This is a genomic window from Mameliella sp. AT18 (assembly GCF_028807275.1).
GTDB lineage: Bacteria > Pseudomonadota > Alphaproteobacteria > Rhodobacterales > Rhodobacteraceae > Antarctobacter > Antarctobacter albus.
Genome location: NZ_JARAMO010000227.1, coordinates 1 through 18005 on the forward strand (window position 1 = coordinate 1; position 18005 = coordinate 18005).

The 18005-nt window shown below is 65.2% G+C and carries 21 protein-coding genes; 14 read left to right on the forward strand and 7 right to left on the reverse strand.

Annotated features, from left to right (window positions below; all coding sequences use genetic code 11):
- A partial coding sequence (locus tag PVW46_RS19915) for an ABC transporter ATP-binding protein (RefSeq protein ID WP_274577282.1) occupies positions 1 to 431 on the reverse strand: 431 nt, incomplete at its 3' end.
- A gap of 117 nt (positions 432 to 548) precedes the next feature.
- Positions 549 to 1550 (reverse strand): taurine ABC transporter substrate-binding protein, encoded by a 1002-nt coding sequence (locus PVW46_RS19920; RefSeq protein WP_069209207.1) that lies wholly within the window; start codon positions 1548 to 1550, stop codon positions 549 to 551.
- 369 nt (positions 1551 to 1919) lie between these two features.
- On the opposite strand from PVW46_RS19920, the gene PVW46_RS19925 reads away from it, so the two are divergent.
- The 3 genes from PVW46_RS19925 to PVW46_RS19935 all read left to right on the forward strand — a co-directional run bounded on the left by PVW46_RS19925 (position 1920) and on the right by PVW46_RS19935 (position 4728).
- Complete coding sequence (locus tag PVW46_RS19925; RefSeq protein WP_069209208.1) at positions 1920 to 3311, forward strand: aminotransferase family protein; 1392 nt, start codon at positions 1920 to 1922, stop codon at positions 3309 to 3311.
- On the forward strand, positions 3312 to 4007 hold the full coding sequence (locus PVW46_RS19930; protein ID WP_069209209.1) for a GNAT family N-acetyltransferase: 696 nt from the start codon (positions 3312 to 3314) through the stop codon (positions 4005 to 4007). It begins immediately after the preceding gene.
- 124 nt (positions 4008 to 4131) lie between these two features.
- Positions 4132 to 4728, forward strand: coding sequence for an ImmA/IrrE family metallo-endopeptidase (locus PVW46_RS19935; RefSeq protein ID WP_069209210.1), 597 nt, complete (start codon positions 4132 to 4134; stop codon positions 4726 to 4728).
- A 126-nt stretch (positions 4729 to 4854) separates the two neighbouring features.
- On the opposite strand, the gene PVW46_RS19940 is transcribed toward PVW46_RS19935, so the two are convergent.
- Together PVW46_RS19940 and PVW46_RS19945 are read right to left on the reverse strand one after the other, a co-directional pair.
- Positions 4855 to 5142, reverse strand: a complete 288-nt coding sequence (locus PVW46_RS19940; protein WP_043136303.1) for an HU family DNA-binding protein — start codon at positions 5140 to 5142, stop codon at positions 4855 to 4857.
- 134 nt (positions 5143 to 5276) lie between these two features.
- Positions 5277 to 6761 (reverse strand): AMP nucleosidase, encoded by a 1485-nt coding sequence (locus PVW46_RS19945; protein ID WP_043136300.1) that lies wholly within the window; start codon positions 6759 to 6761, stop codon positions 5277 to 5279.
- Between the two features lie 80 nt (positions 6762 to 6841).
- Between PVW46_RS19945 and PVW46_RS19950 the strand changes: the two genes are divergently transcribed.
- The 3 genes from PVW46_RS19950 to PVW46_RS19960 all read left to right on the forward strand — a co-directional run bounded on the left by PVW46_RS19950 (position 6842) and on the right by PVW46_RS19960 (position 8606).
- Positions 6842 to 7261 (forward strand): VOC family protein, encoded by a 420-nt coding sequence (locus PVW46_RS19950; protein ID WP_069209211.1) that lies wholly within the window; start codon positions 6842 to 6844, stop codon positions 7259 to 7261.
- Between the two features lie 71 nt (positions 7262 to 7332).
- Positions 7333 to 7815 carry a hypothetical protein gene (locus tag PVW46_RS19955; protein WP_069209212.1) on the forward strand — a complete coding sequence of 161 codons (483 nt, stop codon included), beginning with the start codon at positions 7333 to 7335 and terminating at the stop codon, positions 7813 to 7815.
- 35 nt (positions 7816 to 7850) lie between these two features.
- Positions 7851 to 8606 (forward strand): class II aldolase and adducin N-terminal domain-containing protein, encoded by a 756-nt coding sequence (locus tag PVW46_RS19960; RefSeq protein WP_043136291.1) that lies wholly within the window; start codon positions 7851 to 7853, stop codon positions 8604 to 8606.
- A gap of 17 nt (positions 8607 to 8623) precedes the next feature.
- Here PVW46_RS19960 and PVW46_RS19965 read toward each other — a convergent pair whose 3' ends face one another.
- Positions 8624 to 9250, reverse strand: a complete 627-nt coding sequence (locus PVW46_RS19965; protein WP_043136289.1) for a class I SAM-dependent DNA methyltransferase — start codon at positions 9248 to 9250, stop codon at positions 8624 to 8626.
- Positions 9251 to 9285: 35 nt separating this feature from the next.
- Entirely contained in the window at positions 9286 to 9765 is a 480-nt protein-coding gene (locus PVW46_RS19970) for a transglycosylase SLT domain-containing protein (RefSeq protein ID WP_052244208.1), read from the reverse strand.
- A gap of 185 nt (positions 9766 to 9950) precedes the next feature.
- On the opposite strand from PVW46_RS19970, the gene PVW46_RS19975 reads away from it, so the two are divergent.
- Both PVW46_RS19975 and PVW46_RS19980 read left to right on the forward strand, forming a co-directional pair.
- Positions 9951 to 10817 (forward strand): SDR family oxidoreductase, encoded by an 867-nt coding sequence (locus PVW46_RS19975; protein ID WP_069209213.1) that lies wholly within the window; start codon positions 9951 to 9953, stop codon positions 10815 to 10817.
- Positions 10814 to 11437 carry an exopolysaccharide biosynthesis protein gene (locus tag PVW46_RS19980; RefSeq protein ID WP_069209214.1) on the forward strand — a complete coding sequence of 208 codons (624 nt, stop codon included), beginning with the start codon at positions 10814 to 10816 and terminating at the stop codon, positions 11435 to 11437. Before PVW46_RS19975 ends, PVW46_RS19980 begins: the two co-directional genes overlap by 4 nt.
- Positions 11438 to 11486: 49 nt before the next feature.
- Here the strand turns inward: PVW46_RS19980 and PVW46_RS19985 are convergent, their stop codons facing one another.
- Entirely contained in the window at positions 11487 to 12359 is an 873-nt protein-coding gene (locus PVW46_RS19985) for a branched-chain amino acid aminotransferase (RefSeq protein ID WP_043136279.1), read from the reverse strand.
- A gap of 168 nt (positions 12360 to 12527) precedes the next feature.
- Between PVW46_RS19985 and PVW46_RS19990 the strand changes: the two genes are divergently transcribed.
- The 6 genes from PVW46_RS19990 to dxs all read left to right on the forward strand — a co-directional run bounded on the left by PVW46_RS19990 (position 12528) and on the right by dxs (position 17805).
- Positions 12528 to 13031 carry a MarR family winged helix-turn-helix transcriptional regulator gene (locus tag PVW46_RS19990; RefSeq protein WP_043136758.1) on the forward strand — a complete coding sequence of 168 codons (504 nt, stop codon included), beginning with the start codon at positions 12528 to 12530 and terminating at the stop codon, positions 13029 to 13031.
- Positions 13028 to 13729 carry a response regulator gene (locus PVW46_RS19995; RefSeq protein WP_069209215.1) on the forward strand — a complete coding sequence of 234 codons (702 nt, stop codon included), beginning with the start codon at positions 13028 to 13030 and terminating at the stop codon, positions 13727 to 13729. Before PVW46_RS19990 ends, PVW46_RS19995 begins: the two co-directional genes overlap by 4 nt.
- 99 nt (positions 13730 to 13828) lie before the next feature.
- Entirely contained in the window at positions 13829 to 14752 is a 924-nt protein-coding gene (locus PVW46_RS20000) for a histone deacetylase family protein (RefSeq protein ID WP_069209216.1), read from the forward strand.
- Positions 14749 to 14991, forward strand: coding sequence for an exodeoxyribonuclease VII small subunit (locus tag PVW46_RS20005; protein ID WP_043136271.1), 243 nt, complete (start codon positions 14749 to 14751; stop codon positions 14989 to 14991). Before PVW46_RS20000 ends, PVW46_RS20005 begins: the two co-directional genes overlap by 4 nt.
- Positions 14991 to 15863, forward strand: coding sequence for a polyprenyl synthetase family protein (locus PVW46_RS20010; RefSeq protein ID WP_069209217.1), 873 nt, complete (start codon positions 14991 to 14993; stop codon positions 15861 to 15863). The genes PVW46_RS20005 and PVW46_RS20010 overlap by 1 nt, the downstream gene beginning before the upstream one ends.
- Before the next feature lie 16 nt (positions 15864 to 15879).
- Positions 15880 to 17805: a 1-deoxy-D-xylulose-5-phosphate synthase gene (dxs, locus tag PVW46_RS20015; protein WP_069209218.1), complete on the forward strand. Its 1926-nt coding sequence runs from the start codon at positions 15880 to 15882 to the stop codon at positions 17803 to 17805.
- Positions 17806 to 18005 lie beyond the last annotated feature (200 nt).

Genomic DNA, 18005 nt, shown 5'->3' on the forward strand with positions numbered 1-18005 from the left:
ACCCGTTGCTGCATCCCGCCCGACAGTTCGTAGACCGCCTTTTCCTTGAAGTCGCGCAGGCCGACCACATCCAGCAGGTGATCGACGTGCTGCCCCCAGTCCCGTTTCCGCTTGCCGGCCATGCGGGGCCCGAAACTGACATTGTCGCGCACGTTCATCCATTCGAACAGCGCGCCCTGCTGGAACACCATGCCGCGTTCCGCGTCCGGCCCCTCGACGACATGGCCGTTCAGGGTGATCTGCCCCTCGGTCGGGGCCAGGAACCCCGCGACGATGTTCAATAGCGTGGTCTTGCCGCAGCCAGACGGGCCCAGCACACTCAACAGTTCGCCTTCGGCCAGTTGCAGTGAAACATCCTTGAGCGCCTGAACCGAGGTGCCGTTGGGCAGGTCAAAGCGCATGGACAGGTTGTCGATGGAGAGTCCGCTCATGGTGGGGCCTTCCGGTTGGATCCGGCTGCGGGACCGCAAGGGCGTGCCCGCCGTGCAAAATCTCTGTGGTGAGCGCCTGCCCGGGGGGCGACCGGTGCCGCCCCCCGAAGCCGGATCTTACATGCCGCCGGCGGCCGAGCTCAGCGGACCGGTGTTGACGTTGGCATCATAGCTGTCGAGCGCGGCGTCGATGGACCCGGCCTCGACAAAGACATCGGCCACGCCCTTCATGAACTCCTGCGCGCCGCCGCCCAGCCACTTGGCGGTCAGCTGATCATCCACCGAGGGAAAGACGAAGGTCGAGATCGTCGCCTCGGTCGCATCCACGTCCATGCCAGCGTCCTTGGCGATGACAGGCAGCATCATGTCGTGGTTGGCCGGGTCCGCCCACATGGCGTTGGCCTCGGCTGTTACGGCAAGAAAGCTGGCCACGATATCCGAATTCTCGGCCACCCAGCCCGCCGGGCCCGAGGTCACGTCGAAGACGAGAATGCCCAGGTCTTCCTTTTCGGCGCCGGTGAGCAGCACGTTGCCGTGTTCCTTCATACGGCGCAGCGAACCGCCCCAGCCACAGGCCATGTCGACCGAGCCTTGTGCCAGCGCGGCGGCCCCGTCCGGGGGCGCCATGTCGACCACTTCCATCGTGGTGATGTCGACGCCGAAATGGCTCATCTGCTTGAGGAAACCGTAATGCGCCGCGGTGCCCAGCGGCACGGCGACCTTCTTGCCTTCCAGCTCGATGGCCGACTCCTTGTCGATCTCCAGCGCCTCGAGCACGACGCAGTTGTCGTTGTCGGAATAGCTGACCGCCACGTCGAGGATCTGCAGGTCCTGCCCGGCCGAGGTCGCCACCACGAAGGGCGGCACGCCCTGGCTGACCGACAGTTGTACATCGCCCGAGGCCATCGCCGCCGACATGGCAGTACCGGTGTCGAAGCTGACCCAGTTGATGGTCACGCCCATCGCCTCGTCGTACATGCCTTCGGCCTTGGCGTACTGGAAGGGCATCGGCCATTCCAGGAAATAGCCTACGGTGATCTCCTGCGCGGAAACAGCTGTGGTGCCCGCCATGACGGCCAGCGCAGCAGCGGCGCCCTTGAGGGTGGTCTTCAATGTCATTTCGCTTCTCCCGTGTTGTCTTGCCGCCACCTGGGCGGCGCGTCTTCACGCACGCAAATGTGCGCTCGGCAGCGCCTCGTGCCGGGCGCTCTGGTCAATTCGGAACGGAAAATGGGCAACGGATCAACGATTTTTCCCCGATGCCTGCCCGATTTGGCGCCAACAGCCTGCCCATTTCGGAAAGGCAAAACAATTCAACCCACTGGAAACCCCCACAAAACCCTGTAAACGCAGGCTTGAAACTTCCGTTTTGCGCCTCAACTGGCCCTATATGCGCGCCAGATCTGGCCCTAACGGCTGCCCATTAATCTGGCTCATGTGCTAGCATTCCGCGCAAGACCGGCAAGATGACCCAAGGAGGGCAAGAGAATGGACGGAACCTATTCCCAGAACGACCTCAGCCATGTTGTCGAGGCCGACAAGGCGCATGTCTGGCACCACCTGGTGCAACACAAGGCCTTCGACAGCAAGGACCCGAACATCATCATCGAGGGCAAGGGCATGCGCGTCTGGAACCAGGCGGGCAAGGAACACCTCGACGCGGTGTCCGGCGGTGTCTGGACAGTCAACGTGGGCTACGGCCGCGAGCGTATCGCCAAGGCCGTGTATGACCAGCTGATGCGGGTGAACTACTTTGCCGGGGCGGCCGGTTCGGTGCCCGGCGCCCTGTTCGCCGAAAAGCTGATCGAGAAGATGCCGGGCCTGACCCGCGTCTACTACACGAACTCCGGCTCCGAGGCGAACGAGAAGGCCTTCAAGATGATCCGCCAGATCGCGCACAAGCGCTATGGCGGCAAGAAGCACAAGATCCTGTACCGGGACCGCGACTATCACGGCACCACTATCGCCTGCCTGTCAGCAGGCGGCCAGGATGAGCGCAACGCGCAATACGGCCCCTTCACGCCCGGTTTCGTGCGCGTGCCGCACTGCCTGGAATACCGCAAGCACGAGCAGGAAGGCGCCCCCGCCGCGAACTACGGCGAATGGGCTGCCGACCAGATCGAACAGGTGATCCTGGCCGAAGGACCCGATACCATCGGCGGGCTCTGCCTGGAGCCGGTGACAGCGGGCGGCGGCGTGATCCCCGCGCCCGAGGGCTATTGGCAGAAGGTGCAGGAAATCTGCCGCAAGTACGACATCCTGCTGCACATCGACGAGGTGGTCTGCGGTGTCGGCCGCACCGGCACCTGGTTCGGCTACCAGCACTACGGGATCGAACCGGACTTCGTGACGATGGCCAAGGGCGTGGCCTCTGGCTATGCGGCCATTGCCTGCTGCGTGACCTCGGAACGTGTCTTTGACATGTTCAAGGACGATGCCGACGACCCGATGAACTACTTCCGCGACATTTCCACCTTTGGCGGCTGCACGGCCGGGCCTGCCGCCGCGATCGAAAACATGGCCATCATCGAGGACGAGGGCCTGCTGGCCAATACCGCGGCGATGGGCGACTACATGACCGACCAGCTGAACGCGCTGGCCGACCGCCACGCGGTGATCGGCGACGTGCGCGGCAAGGGCCTGTTCCTGGGGGCCGAACTGGTGGCTGACCGCACCAGCAAGGAGCCGGTGCCCGAGGCGCAGGTACAGGCCGTCGTGGGCGACTGCATGGGCCAGGGCGTCATCATCGGCGCCACCAACCGCTCTGTCCCCGGGCGCAACAATACGCTGTGCTTCTCCCCGGCGCTGATCGCCACCAAGGACGACATCGACCAGATCGTCTCGGCGGTGGACGGCGCGCTCGGGCGCGTCTTTGGCTGAATGGACCATCGCCTGAACGGATACGGGCAGCCCATCGGGCTGCCCGTCGAGCTGGACCTGCCCCGCCCGCTGCCCCCGCACACCCCCTTGCGCGGCGAGGTTGCGACGCTGGTGCCGCTGTCGGCGGATCATGCCGACGGCTTTTTCGAGGTCTTCACCGATCCCGCTGGCTGGACCTACCTGGGCGACGAGACGCCCTTTGCCGACCGTGACGCGGCCCGTGCCTGGACAGCGACCAAGGCCAGCAGCCGCGATCCGCTTTTCTACACGGTCCTGGTCGATGATCGTCCCGTCGGGTTCCTGTCGCTCTTGCGGATCAACCCGCAGGCCGCCTCCATTGAGGTCGGCTTCATCCACTTTTCGCCCGCGTTGCAGGGCACCCGCGCGGCAACAGAGGTGCAGTACCTGCTGATGCGCCATGTCTTCGAGGACCTCAGCTATCGCCGCTACGAATGGAAATGCGACGCCTTGAACGCGCCTTCGCGCCGGGCCGCGCTGCGGCTGGGCTTTACCTTCGAGGGCATTTTCCGGCAGGCCCTGGTCTACAAGGGCCGCAACCGCGACACCGCATGGTATTCGGTGATCGACAGCGAATGGCCCGCGCGGCGCACCGCCTTTGAGGCATGGCTGGCCCCGGCGAATTTCGACGCCGACGGGCACCAGCGGCAATCGCTGAGCGCCTGCGCCCCCGGCTGAGTCCCGGAAAAGAACCTGCAATCTTATGGGACTGCGCCCCTCTTGAGGGTTTGGAAACCCTTTGCGTGACAGAACTCCGCAACCTGGCCGATGAACCCGAAGATTTGCCCTAGCGGAGGCTGCCATGCCGTCCAGATACCCATCCTACGCCTATGTCGAGCCGATGGCGACCGGCGTCACCGATGCCGAGATCGAGGACCTGATAAACGACATGATGTCCCAGACACCCGGCCTGACCCTGCGCGACGGCGGGCCGCTGGATCCCTTGTGCCGGGCCCTGAACGTCGACCTGGAATATTCAGGCCCCCCGCATGAGATCCTGCTGGACGTGCCGCTGGACCGAAAGGCCTGTATCTGGCTGCCCAAGAAAAGCAAGCCGCGCCAGGACAGGTTCATCGCCGCGATGGGGGTCGGCTACTGGCTCATGCATGTCGCCACCACGCGCGAGGCACACCCGCGCTGCGGGATACAGGCGCTGCATCGCCCCGCCAACCGTGCCGCCCAGAAAGAGGCGATGCGCTTTGCCCGGATGCTGCTGATGCCGCGCGAGGAGTTCTGCAGCCTCTGGTACGAGGGGCGCGCGAACCTGGTCGCTGATACGCTGAACGTGCCGACGCAGGTCGTCTATGAACGCGCCGCCATGCTGGACATCCCGATGGAGGGCTCAGGGGGTCACAAGTACGAGTGGACGCCGCGCACCGATACGCCGACCAGCCCCTGACATGACCCGCACATCGCCGAACACAGGGAAGCCGCCAAAAAAGACAAAGGGCCGCCGCAGCGACCCCTTGTAGATTTCTGCCGGGACCTTGGTCCCGATGGCGCGCCGCAAAGGCGCGCGCCGGTATCAGGCGTTCACGCTGTCCTTGAGAGCCTTGGCAATGGTCACCTTGACCTGCTTGTCGGCTTCTTTCTTGAACTGCTCGCCCGTCGCGGGATTGCGCACCATGCGCTCGGGGCGCTCACGGCAATAGATCTTGCCCACGCCGGGCAGGGTCACGGCGCCGCCGCCGGCCACTTCGGCCGTGATGATTTCGCCGATTGCGTCCAGTGCCGCACCAGCCGTCTTCTTGTCCGCGTCCATCTTTTCAGCCAGTGCTGCCACCAGCTGCGTCTTGGTCATCGGTTTCGCCATTTCATGGTCTCCTTCACCGCCCGTCTCTACATTGGGCCTCTGATCCGACATAAAACCGGATATGGGGGTAAAACACAACGATTAGGGGCACGTCAGGCCCTTATATTGTGCATTTTGTGCCCGTTTCCGCTACGTCACAAGAACGCAGTTTCTTCGAAACTGCGCAGTTTCCGGCTGTGGATACGTTCCAGCGGCATGTCGCGCAAGGCTTCCATTGCACGAATCCCAATGCGAAGGTGCCGACTGACCTGTGATCTATAGAAATCCGAGGCCATACCGGGCAGCTTCAGCTCCCCGTGCAGGGGCCGGTCAGAGACGCAGAGCAGGGTGCCATAGGGCACCCGGAACCGGAATCCATTGGCCGCGATCGTGGCGCTTTCCATGTCCAGCGCGATGGCCCGCGACTGGCTGAGCCGTTTCACCGGCCCTGCGTTCTCGCGCAACTCCCAGTTGCGGTTGTCCAGCGAGGCGACGGTGCCGGTCCGCATCACGCGCTTGAGGTCGAAACCGCTCAATTGCGTCTCGGCCTCGACCGCGTCTTCCAGCGCGATCTGGATCTCGGCCAGCGCCGGGATCGGCACCCAGACCGGCAGGTCGTCGTCCAGCACCTTGTCCTCTCGCAGGTAGGCATGAGCCAGGACGTAATCCCCCAGAGATTGCGAGTTCCGCAGCCCCGCGCAATGCCCCACCATCAGCCATGCGTGCGGACGCAGCACGGCGATGTGGTCCGTCGCGGTCTTGGCGTTCGACGGCCCCACCCCGATGTTGACCAGCGTAATGCCCTGCTGCTTGCCCCGCTTGAGGTGATAGGTGGGCATCTGCGGCATCCGCTCGGGCGACAGCAGCGGCGCCTCCGGGTCGGTGATCTCGGCATTGCCGGTGCTGACAAAGCTGGTGTAGCCGCTGTTGGGATCGGCCAACATGGCACGGGCGTAGGCCTCGAATTCGTCGACATAGAACTGGTAGTTGGTGAACAGGACGTGGTTCTGGAAATGCTCGGGGCCGGTCGCGGTGTAATGGGCCAGCCGCGCCAGCGAGTAATCCACCCGCTGCGCGGTGAAGGGCGCCAGGGGCAAGGTCCCATCCGCGGCGGGCTGCGCCTGGCCGTTGACGATGTCGTCGTTGGTGGTGGTCAGGTCCGGCACATCAAAGACATCGCGCAGCGCGAAATTGGCCGCGCCTTCCTGCGGGACGGTCACGTCCGGAAAATTGGCCACGGCGAAATGCACCGGCATAGGCGTCGCCGACAGGCCGATGCGGATCTTGACGCCGTGGTTGCCCAGCAACAGGCCGATCTGCTGCGACAGGTAGTTGCGGAACAGGTGCGGGCGCGTGACCGTGGTGGCATAGGTGCCCGGCTGCGTCACATGACCAAAGCTGAGCCGGCTGTCGATCTTGTCAAAGCGCGTCGTGGTCAGCCGGATCTCGGGGTAATAGGCCCGCAGGCGCACGCCCGGGTGCCCGTCCGACATCGCCTTGAGGAACCCGTCACGCAGGAAAATCGCCGCTGCGTCGTAGAGTTCGCACAGCCGCTCGACCGCCTGATCGGCGTCATCGTAGCTTTCCTGCCCCGGCACATCGGGCGTGACGATCTCTAGATTTTCCGCCGTGTCCTGCATCACCACCCCCTGATTTTGGCCGGAGGTTGACAGGTAAGTTCGCCGGGTTCAAGTTGGCGAAAAAGGTCATAGGTGCTGACATGGATTACGAGACTGTTTCGGCCGAGGATTTCGGCGGCTCCCTGCGCGGGATGGGCATCAACCTGCTGGTGCGCGACGTGCGCCGTCAATCCGCCATGCTGGAGGCCGTCTTTGGCATGACCGCACATCGGGTCAGCGCGGATTTCGCCATCATCCGCTATGGCGCAACCCTGTTCCAGTTGCACTCGGACGGGACATATTCGGCCAATCCCTACCTGTCCTTCCTGCCCGAGGCCGGGCCGCGTGGCGCTGGGGCGGAATTGCGCCTGTACGACAGCGACCCGGACAGGGCAGCGGAAAAGGCAGAGGCCAACGGGATGCTGATCCTGCAACCGCCCACGGACAAACCCCACGGCCTGCGCGAGGCCTTTCTCATCTGTCCCGACGGCTATGCCTGGGTGCCGTCGCGTCCCCTCTGAGGCGTTGCGCGGGCAGGCCGGACAGCTATGATCGACATACGGCCCGACCATTGGCCAAGGGGATCCGACTGATGCTCGAACGTTTGATCATCGCCCTGACGGGCCTCGCCACCGCGGCCCTGCCTGCATTGGCACAGCAAGAGATCACGCGCCATGAGCGTATCGCAAACTGGGCGCTCTTCGAGGACCGCGGCTATTGCTGGATGGCCACCAACACGCGCCTGCCCGGCAGCGACCGCCTGATGCTGACCGTGGACCTGGACGAAAGCGTGTCGATGTTCATCGATTTCGCTGATGGCACCATCTTCGACGACGCGGCCGATCACGCGCTGTTTCTGGGTCCGCGCAAGGTCCTGTTCCGCTCACGCGGGGAATGGGCCTGGACCTATCGCGATTCCCCCGAACGCCTGGTCGAAACCATCCTTGAAAGCGCCGAGATCGGATTCGAGGTCCACCTCGCCGATGCGGGCGACATGGACGTCCTGAAAGGACATTGGGAGACCCGGGACGCACAGCTGGCCTACGACACGTTGCGTGCAAGCTGCGGGCGCTGATAGGGTCGCCCGGTAACGCTAACCGGGGGACCCTCATGAACGCACCGCAGAACATCGCCAACATCGACCATTGGCAGGAACGCGTGGATCTGGCCGCCGCCTTTCGCTGGACCGTCCGGCTGAACATGCACGAGGCCGTGGCCAATCATTTCAGCCTGTCGATCAACGAGGACGGCACCAAGTTCCTGATGAACCCCGACCGCAAGCATTTCTCGCGCATCAAGGCCTCGGACATGCTGGTGGTGGATGCCAACGATCCCGAAACCCTGAACCGCCCCGGCGCGCCGGACCCCACCGCCTGGGGCCTGCACGGCGGGCTGCACCGCGCCTGCCCGCATGCGCGTTGCGCGATGCACGTCCATTCGATCAACGCCACGGTGCTGGCCTGTCTCAAGGACAAGCGCCTGCCGCCGCTGGACCAGAACGCGGCAATGTTCTTCAACCGGCAGGCGGTGGATGACCAGTACGGCGGACTGGCCTTCGAGGAAGAGGGCAAGCGCTGCGCCGAACTGATGGCAGACCCCAAGGTCAAGACGCTGGTCATGGGCAACCACGGCATCATGGTGATAGGCGACACGGTGGCCGAGACCTTCAACCGGATGTACATGTTCGAACGCGCGGCCCAAGTCTATGTCACCGCGCTGCAGACGGGACAACCGCTGGACATCCTCAGCGACGAAGTGGCCGAAAAGACCGCCCGCGAGATCGAGGAATACCCCGGTGGCGATCATCACCACCTGGAGGAACTCAAGGCGATCCTCGATGAGGAAGGCTCGGACTACGCGACCTGATCGTCAGGCTTCGAGTGTCAGGCCCGTGTGAATGTCACCACCCGACTGAGATCCCTGGCATGCGGGCCGGAGGCCTCCGGCCCGAAGATACGGACCTCGCGCACGGCCAGATCGGCGATGCGCGGGCCCAGTTCCGCCAGGCGGGCGTCATAGCCCTTGGCCTCCCAGTGTTCCGCATTGATCGACAGCGCCACCACGCCGCCCGGACGCACCACGCGCAGCACCTCGTCCAGAGCCTCGGGTCCGACATGGCCGTGTGTGAATGTGCCTGAACTGGCCGCACCCGCGTAGGCGCCGTCCTCGACAGGCAGGGTTTCCAGCAGGTTGCCGGTGAACAGATGCGCATACAGCCCCTTGGTTCCGGCCACGTCCAGCATCTCTTGCGAGAGATCGGTGGCATCCACCGGGCCGATGCCGCAGGTCTTCAGGGCCGCACCCAAGAGGCCGGTACCGGCGCCAAGGTCCAGCACGGGCCCCTGTCCACCCACAGAGGCAAAAGCCTCTGCCACGTGCAGCGGCAGCATGTAGTCCATGTCGACGGCAAATTCGTCGTCATAGGTCGCGGCCCAGTCGGCATAGAGCCTGCGGTTGTCGTCGGGGGTTTGCAGCGCGTAGGCCGCTTCCAGATCGGGATCATCCTGCATGGGTCCGGAGACTAAGCGCAGCCCGGCCCGCCTGTCTAGCGCGTCCGCAGCCCGGTTTCGTACAGCAGCCCCTTGCGCTTGGCCTCGTAGTAATAGCCCCGCGCATACCACTTGATCGAATTGTCCCAGTCCCCGTCCGCCACGATATAGGCGCCCTTGAGGTACTTCAGTCCGTATTTCAGATTGGTGTCCGCATCCAGAAGGTCACTGTTCTTGCCCTGGAACCCCATCGTGCGGGCAGTTTGCGGCAGGATCTGCAACAGGCCCCAATAGGGTCCGGCCCGCGCGGCGGGGTTGTGGGTGCTCTCACGGATGGCCAGCCGGTGGACCAGCCCACGGGGCAGCTCGTAGTGATCGGCCCAGCGGTTGATCTTGGCGCGCAGTTCCGGCGTCTCGTTCGGGTGCAGCGGGATCGCGCGCGGCGCGGGATCGGCTGCGACGGGGTCACGCCGTCCGGTCGAACAGGCGGCGACGGTGGCAAGAGCCGACAAAAGGAACAGGCGACGGGCCAGCATGCGAGTCTCTCCGAAAGGTGCGCGCTGTCGTAGCGCGCGGACCCGGCCCGCGCGAGTCCGCTGACGTCGCGTCGGCGAAAGCCCGCCGCGCAACCGCGGATCGGCGGCGCTGTGCCGACCGCCCCACGGGCCGCGACATCGCGTCAAGACTTGCATCTTGACGCGTGCGGCGCCACCTAGGGCGCATGACAAAGACCTTGCTTTCTCTTGGCCACGGATTTTCCGCACGGGCGCTGGCGCCGCTTCTCCTGTCCGAGGGGTGGGAGGTGATCGGCACGACACGCGACCCGGCCAAGCTGGAGGCCATGCGCGCAACCGGCGTGACACCGATCCTCTGGCAAGAGGACAGCGTGACCAAGGCCCTGGGCCGCGCGACGCACCTGCTGATGTCCGCCGCCCCCGACGCCGAGGGCGACCCGGCGCTGCGGCTGGTGGGCCCTGCCATCGCCGCGCGCGCGCCTGACATCGAATGGGCGGGCTACCTGTCGACCACCGGGGTTTACGGCGACCACCAGGGCGGATGGGTGACTGAGGACACGCCTCTCGACCCGGCCACGCGGCGCGGACAACTCCGGGTCGAGGCAGAGGCCGCCTGGGCCGCCGTCCCCGGCCTGCCTCTGCACATCTTCCGCCTTGCCGGCATCTATGGCCCCGGGCGCGGCCCCTTCGCCAAGCTGCGCAAGGGCACCGCGCGCCGCATCATCAAGCCGAACCAGGTCTTTTCGCGGATCCACGTCGAGGACATCGCGCAGGTCCTGCGGGCCTCCATCGCGCGGCCCAATCCGGGTGCGGCCTACAACCTGTGCGACGATGCCCCGGCCCCGCCGCAGGACGTGATAGCCTGCGCCGCCGAGATGCTGGGAATGCCGATCCCGCCCGAAGTGCCCTTCGAGGAGGCGGAACTCAGCCCGATGGCACGCAGTTTCTACAGCGAAAGCAAGCGCGTCTGCAACGCGCGCATCAAGGAGGAACTGGGCGTGACCCTGCGCTATCCCGATTACCAGAGCGCGCTGGCGGCCATTCTTGCCGCCGAACAGGCGTCCGGAGGATGAAGGACGCCCAAGAGGCGCCGGACACCGAAACTGTGCGCAATCCGCAAAGCCTGGGCGACCTGCTCGAGGCGATGCGCCCCGAAGACGGCGCCGAGCGGATCTCTGTCGAGACGGTTCTCAGCCGCGTCGGGGACCAGTCCTTTGTGGCCGTGATCCTTGTCGTGGCCATCGTTCTGGTCTCGCCCGTGTCCGGCATCCCCGGCACGCCGACCATCGGCGCGTTGATCACCATCCTTGTGTCGACACAGGCGCTCTTGGGGCGGCGGCACCTTTGGCTGCCGAAATTCCTCTGCCGCCGCAGCGTCAGCGCGCGGAAGATGAACCGCGCCATCAACTGGCTCAGCAAACCCGCCGGTTGGATGGACCGGCACAGCAGCGGCCGCCTGCGGCTGCTCAGCTCGCGCGCGCTGCGCCCCTTCGCCTTTGCCTCGGTGACACTGATCGCGATTTCCTGGCCGATCCTGGAACTCCTGCCCTTCGTGACCTCGTTCTTTGCCGGGGCGGTGTCGATGATGATGTTCGGAGTGATGACCCGCGACGGCATCTACCTGCTGGCGGGCTATGTGCAAGCCGGCATACTGGTGCTGATCCTCGGCTCGATCTGGTCGGGCCTGATATGAAAACGGCGCCCCGATGGGGCGCCGCATGTTCCTGTCCGGAATGGCTGGCTCAGCTGCGGACCAGCTTCTCATAATCTTCCGAGATCTCGCGCGTCATCGCGCCAACCTCGAAGTTGAAGTCGCCGATCTGGCCCACGGGCGTGACCTCGGCGGCGGTGCCGGTCAGCCAGCACTGTTCAAAGCCTTCCATCTCTTCCGGCATGATGTGGCGTTCATGCACCTTGATCTGCTTGTCCTGCAGCATCCCGATGACGGTCTGGCGTGTCAGACCGTTGAGAAAGCAGTCGGGCTTGGGCGTGTGCACCTCTCCGTCCTTGACGAAGAAGATGTTGGCGCCGGTCGCCTCGGCCACGTAGCCGCGATAGTCCATGAACAGTGCGTCGGAACAGCCCTTGGCCTCTGCCGCGTGTTTCGACGTTGTACAGATCATGTAAAGGCCGGCCGCCTTGGCGTGGACCGGGATGGTTTCGGGCGAAGGGCGCTTCCACTTGGAAATGTCCAGCTTGGCGCCCTTCATCTTGGCGTCGCCATAGTAGTTGCCCCAGGACCAGGCCGCGATGGCCAGGCGAACCGGGTTGCGCGCCGAGGCGACCCCCATGTCCGGCCCCGCGCCGCGCCATGCGACGGCGCGGACATAGGCGTCGGTCAGCCCGTTGGCGGCAAGGACGGCCACCTTGGCGGCCTCGATCTCATCGACGGTATAAGGGATCTCGAAGTCCAGCTCGCGGGCCGAGAAATGCAACCGTTCCGAATGTTTGCGCGAAAGGAAGATCTTGCCGTTGTAGCACCGCTCGCCCTCGAAGACAGAGCTGGCGTAGTGCAGCCCGTGGGTCAGTACGTGCACATTTGCCGCCCGCCAGTCCACCATCTGACCATCCAGCCAGATCTTGCCGTCGCGATCGTCATATGCTCCATCTGCCATCTTCTCTCTCCTCATGTGCAGCGGGCCAAATTTTTCGATTGTTGCGCGATATGCGTCCGGAGCGGACATAAAGTTGCGCTAAATCTGCGACTCGCTACCAGTTGACTCTTGGAATGTCAACAAGGCTGACTTAAAATGGCGCAAAACCAGCAAGGGGCAGAGGGAACCATGTCAGAGGGGCGCAGCCCGCAGGGCGAGACCCTGCTTTTCCTTACCGACGAGCAGTTGCGACAGGGTGCAGAGGCGATGTTCTTTGCCTACCGGGGCTTTACCGCCGATCCAGACCGGATCCTGGACGGGCTCAGCTATGGCCGTGCACATCACCGGGCATTGCATTTCATCCATACAGCGCCCGGCACCACGGTGAACAACCTGCTGACGATCCTGGGCGTGACGAAACAATCGCTCAACCGCGTGCTGCGTACCCTGATCGAGGACGGCCTGGTGCAAAGCCAGGTCGGGCGGACCGACAAGCGAGAAAGGCATCTGTACCTTACCGAGGCGGGCGAGACGCTGGAACGCGAACTGTCAGATGCCCAGAGGAGCCGCATGCGCGCCGCCTTTCGCGATGCCGGCCCCGAGGCGGTCGCCGGATTTCGCCGGGTCCTGGAGGCAATGATGGATCCGGAACTGCGACGGCAGTACCACAAGCTGAGGGGAGGCAGGGGATGACCGAGAACGACGCGCATCTGCTGATCGTGGACGATGACGAACGCATCCGGGGTCTGTTGCAGAAATTCCTGGTACGCAACGGTTTCCTGGTGACGGCGGCCCGCGACGCGGCGCATGCCCGGCGGCTGCTGTCGGGGCTGGATTTCGACATGATCATCCTGGACGTGATGATGCCGGGCGAAGACGGCGTGAGCCTGACCCAAAGCATCCGCGAAACCTCTCAGACGCCGATCCTGCTGCTGACCGCCCGGTCCGAGACCGAGGACCGCATCAAGGGGCTGGAAGCCGGCGCCGACGATTACCTCGCCAAGCCGTTCGAGCCCAAGGAGCTCTTGCTCCGGATCAACGCGATCCTTCGGAGGATGCCGGAACCCAGCGCCGAGGATAGCGCGCCCAAACTGCTGACCTTGGGCGATTTCCGCTATGACATCGAGCGCGGCGAGATGTGGCAGGGGGAGGAGATGGTCCGCCTCACCGCCACCGAAAGCCAGCTGATGCGCATCTTTTCCGCCCGCCCGGGCGAGGCGCTGAGCCGCGCGAAACTGGTCGAGGAACTGGGCCGCGACAAGGGACAGGCCCAGGAACGCGCGGTCGACGTCCAGATCACGCGGTTGCGGCGCAAGCTGGAGGCCGACCCGAAACAGCCGCGCTACCTGCAAACGGTGCGCGGGGCGGGATACATGCTGGCGCCCGACTGACGGGTTGCGGCCCCGGGCGTTTCGCGGTTTGGTCGGGCGGAGTCGCGCCCTCCGGGCGCGTTTCTGAGTATTTTTAGAGAGAAGAAACAGGGGGGCGCGATGACAACGGCACTTTTCACCCATGCGGATGCGCTGGATCATGTGACGCCCGAGGGGCACCCGGAGCGCGTGGCCCGGATCGAACACCTGCTGCATGCGCTGGCGGGTTTGGACCTTGATCGTCGCAGCGCACCCGAGGTCGAGGAGGCGCAGCTGCGGCTGTGCCACCCGCAGCGGTATATCGATCGGATCCGCGACGGCGTGCCGGACAGCGGGAATACCCAGCTGGATGCCGATACCTGGATGTCGCCGGGATCCTTCCGTGCAGCCTCGCGGGCGGCGGGAGCCGCCGTAGCGGCGGTGGACGCGGTGCTGGCGGGCGAGGTGGACAATGCCTTTTGCGCCATGCGACCGCCCGGCCACCATGCCGAGACGGAGACGCCGATGGGCTTCTGTTTCTTCGGCAACGTGGCCATTGCCGCGAAACATGCGCTGGAGACGCACGGGCTGAGCCGGGTTGCCGTGGTCGATTTCGACGTGCACCACGGCAATGGCACGCAGGACCTTCTGTGGGATGAGGCGCGCGCACTGTTCATCGGCTCGCATCAGATGCCGCTCTGGCCCGGCACCGGCAGCGCAGAGGAACGCGGCGCCCATGACAACGTGCAGAACCTGCCCTTGCCGCCGGGATCGGGGGGCGCCGAGATGCGCGCGGCCTGGACCCCTGCCCTGTCGCGGATACGCGCCTTCCGGCCCGAACTGTTGATCATCTCGGCCGGGTTCGACGCCCACCAGGACGATCCGCTGGCGCAACTGGAATGGACGGTCGAGGACTTCCGCTGGATCACGCGTGAATTGTGCGCGCTGGCGGCAGATGAATGCGGCGGACGCGTGGTGTCCTGCCTCGAAGGCGGCTATGACCTTGGCGCGCTCAGCGACAGCGGCAAGGCGCATGTGGAAATACTGATGGAGGCGGGCAGATGAGCGAAACCCCGGTCGAGGAAATGAGTTTCGAGCAGGCGATGGCCGAGCTGGAAAAGGTCGTGGGCCTGCTGGAACGCGGCGACGTGGCGCTGGAAGAGTCCATTTCGCTCTATGAACGCGGCGCCAAGCTGAAGAAGCGCTGCGAGGACAAGCTGAAGGACGCCGAGGAAAAGGTGGCGGCCATCACGCTGGACGGCGATGGCAACCCGGTGGGGACGAAGCCGGTCGAGGGGCTCTGATGGGCTTTCAGGACGGGCTGGCAGAGGCGGCCCGCACGATCGAGGACCATCTTCGGCACGTTCTGTCGGGTTTGGGCGGCCTGCCGGTGGTGCAGGCGATGGGCTATGCTGCCGCGGGCGGGAAACGCCTGCGCGGCTACCTGGTGCTGGAAGGCGCGCGCATTCACGGCATAGCGCCTGCGCAGGCGATCTGGCCCGCCTGTGCCATCGAGGCGATCCATGCCTACAGCCTGGTTCATGACGACCTGCCCTGCATGGATGACGACGACATGCGGCGCGGGATGCCGACCGTCCACCGCAAGTGGGACGAGGCAACAGCCGTGCTGGCGGGCGATGCGCTGCAGACCCTTGGGTTCGAACTGGTGGCCTGCCCAGACTGTCACCCGGACGCCGTGGTGCGCGCCGATCTCGCGCTCAGCCTGGCCCGGGCGGCGGGCGCGCGCGGGATGGTGCTGGGACAGGCGCTGGACATGGCAGCGGAACAGTCGGACACGCCCCTGAGTCTGGACCAGATCACCGCGCTCCAGGCGGGCAAGACCGGCGCGCTGTTCGGCTGGTCGGCCGAGGCCGGTGCGCGCATGGCGCGGGCCGACATCACCCCGCTGACGGGATACGCCCGCGCGCTTGGCCTCGCCTTCCAGATCGCCGACGACATCCTGGACGTCGAGGGCGATGCCGCCCAGATGGGCAAGGCCGTGGGCAAGGACGCCGGCCGGGGCAAGGCGACATTCGTCAGCCTGCTGGGGATGGACGGGGCGAAACGCCGCGCCGAATCCCTTGTGACAGAGGCCTGCGACTGCCTATCTGTATACGGCAGCGAAGCTGGAAACTTGCAGGACGCCGCGCGCTTCGTTATTTCGCGCCGGACCTGACCAGACGGAGGGCGCCATGAGCGACCGGCCCCAGACCCCATTGCTCGACCGCGTTCAAGGCCCGGCCGATCTCAAGCATTTCTCAGATGCCGAGCTGGAGCAGCTGGCCGAGGAACTGCGCGCCGAGACGATTGCCGCCGTGTCGGAAACCGGCGGCCACCTGGGCGCGGGCCTGGGGGTGATCGAACTGACGGTCGCCCTGCACGCGATTTTCGATACACCCCGGGACAAGATCATCTGGGACGTCAGCCACCAGTGTTACCCGCACAAGATTCTGACCGGGCGGCGCGATCGCATGAACACGCTGCGCCAGAAGGACGGGCTGTCAGGGTTCACCAAGCGATCCGAGTCACCCTACGATCCTTTTGGTGCGGCCCATAGCTCGACCTCGATTTCCGCTGCACTCGGCTTTGCCGTGGCCCGCGACCTAGGCGGTGTTTGCGACACCGGTCACGGCGATGCGATCGCGGTGATCGGTGATGGCGCCATGAGCGCCGGCATGGCCTTCGAGGCGATGAACAACGCCGGCCACCTGGGCAAGCGGCTGATCGTGATCCTGAACGACAACGAGATGAGCATCGCGCCGCCCACCGGCGCGCTGTCGTCCTATCTCAGCCGGCTTTATGCCGAGGCGCCGTTCCAGGACCTCAAGGCTGCCGCCAAGGGCGCCGTCTCGATGCTGCCCGAACCGTTCCGCGAGGGGGCCAAGCGGGCCAAGGAGATGCTCAAGGGCATGACCGTCGGCGGCACGCTGTTCGAGGAACTGGGGTTTTCCTACCTCGGGCCGCTGGACGGGCATGACCTGCACCAGTTGCTGCCGGTCCTGCGCACCGTGCGGCAGCGGGCGACCGGGCCGATCCTGCTGCATGTGCTGACCAAGAAGGGAAAGGGCTATTCCCACGCCGAGCACGCCCCGGACAAGGGCCACGCGCGGGCCAAGTTCGACGTGGTCACGGGCAAGCAGAAAAAGGCGCCCTCGAACGCGCCGTCCTATACCAAGGTCTTTGCCCAGGCGCTGCTGCAGGAGGCGGCCGAGGATCCGCGCATCTGCGCGGTGACGGCGGCGATGCCCGATGGCACCGGGCTGGACCTGTTCGCGGAACGCTACCCCTCGCGCTGCTTCGACGTGGGCATCGCGGAACAGCATGGTGTGACCTTTTCCGCGGGGCTTGCGGCGGGTGGCATGCGGCCCTTCTGCGCGATGTATTCGACGTTCCTGCAGCGCGGATATGACCAAGTGGTGCATGACGTTGCGATCCAGCGCCTGCCGGTGCGCTTTGCCATCGACCGTGCCGGGCTGGTCGGGGCCGACGGGGCGACCCACGCAGGATCCTACGACGTGGCCTACCTGGCGAACCTGCCGGGGTTCGTCGTCATGGCAGCCGCCGACGAGGCCGAGCTGAAACACATGGTCGCCACCGCCGCGGCGCATGACAGCGGCCCCATCGCCTTTCGCTATCCGCGCGGTGAGGGCATGGGCGTCGAGATGCCGGAGCGTGGCGAGGTTCTGGAAATCGGCAAGGGCCGGATGATCCGCGAGGGCAAAGGCGTGGCAATCCTGTCCTTCGGTACGCGGCTGAAAGAGGTGCTGGAGGCCTGCGAGGCGCTGGAGGCGCGCGGCGTTTCCCCCACCGTTGCGGATGCGCGCTTTGCCAAGCCGCTGGACCGGGATCTGATCCTGGGCCTGGCGCGGGACCATGACGCGCTGATCACCATCGAGGAGGGCGCGGTGGGCGGCTTTGGCAGCCACGTCGCGCAGCTATTGGCCGAGGAAGGCGTCTTTGACACCGGGCTGAAGTACCGTTCGATGGTACTGCCCGACATCTTCATCGACCAGGCCAGCCCGCGCGACATGTACGCCGTTGCCAAGCTGAACGCCGAGGACATCGAGGCCAAGGTGCTGGACACCCTTGGCGCTGCGGTTCTGGACAAACGCGCCTGACAATCAAGACCGGGAACCGGACCTGACGCGCGACGTTACAACATCGCGCGCAGCATTGCCGTGTTGGTCTGGATCACCGCGTTCAGTTCCGTCATCCGGGCAAGGCGTTGCTCGATACCCTTCTGGCAGGCATCCAACTGCTCGACGATCCCCTCCAGCTCCTTGCGCGACTCCGACAGGCTGGCGCTTTCGATCTTGCA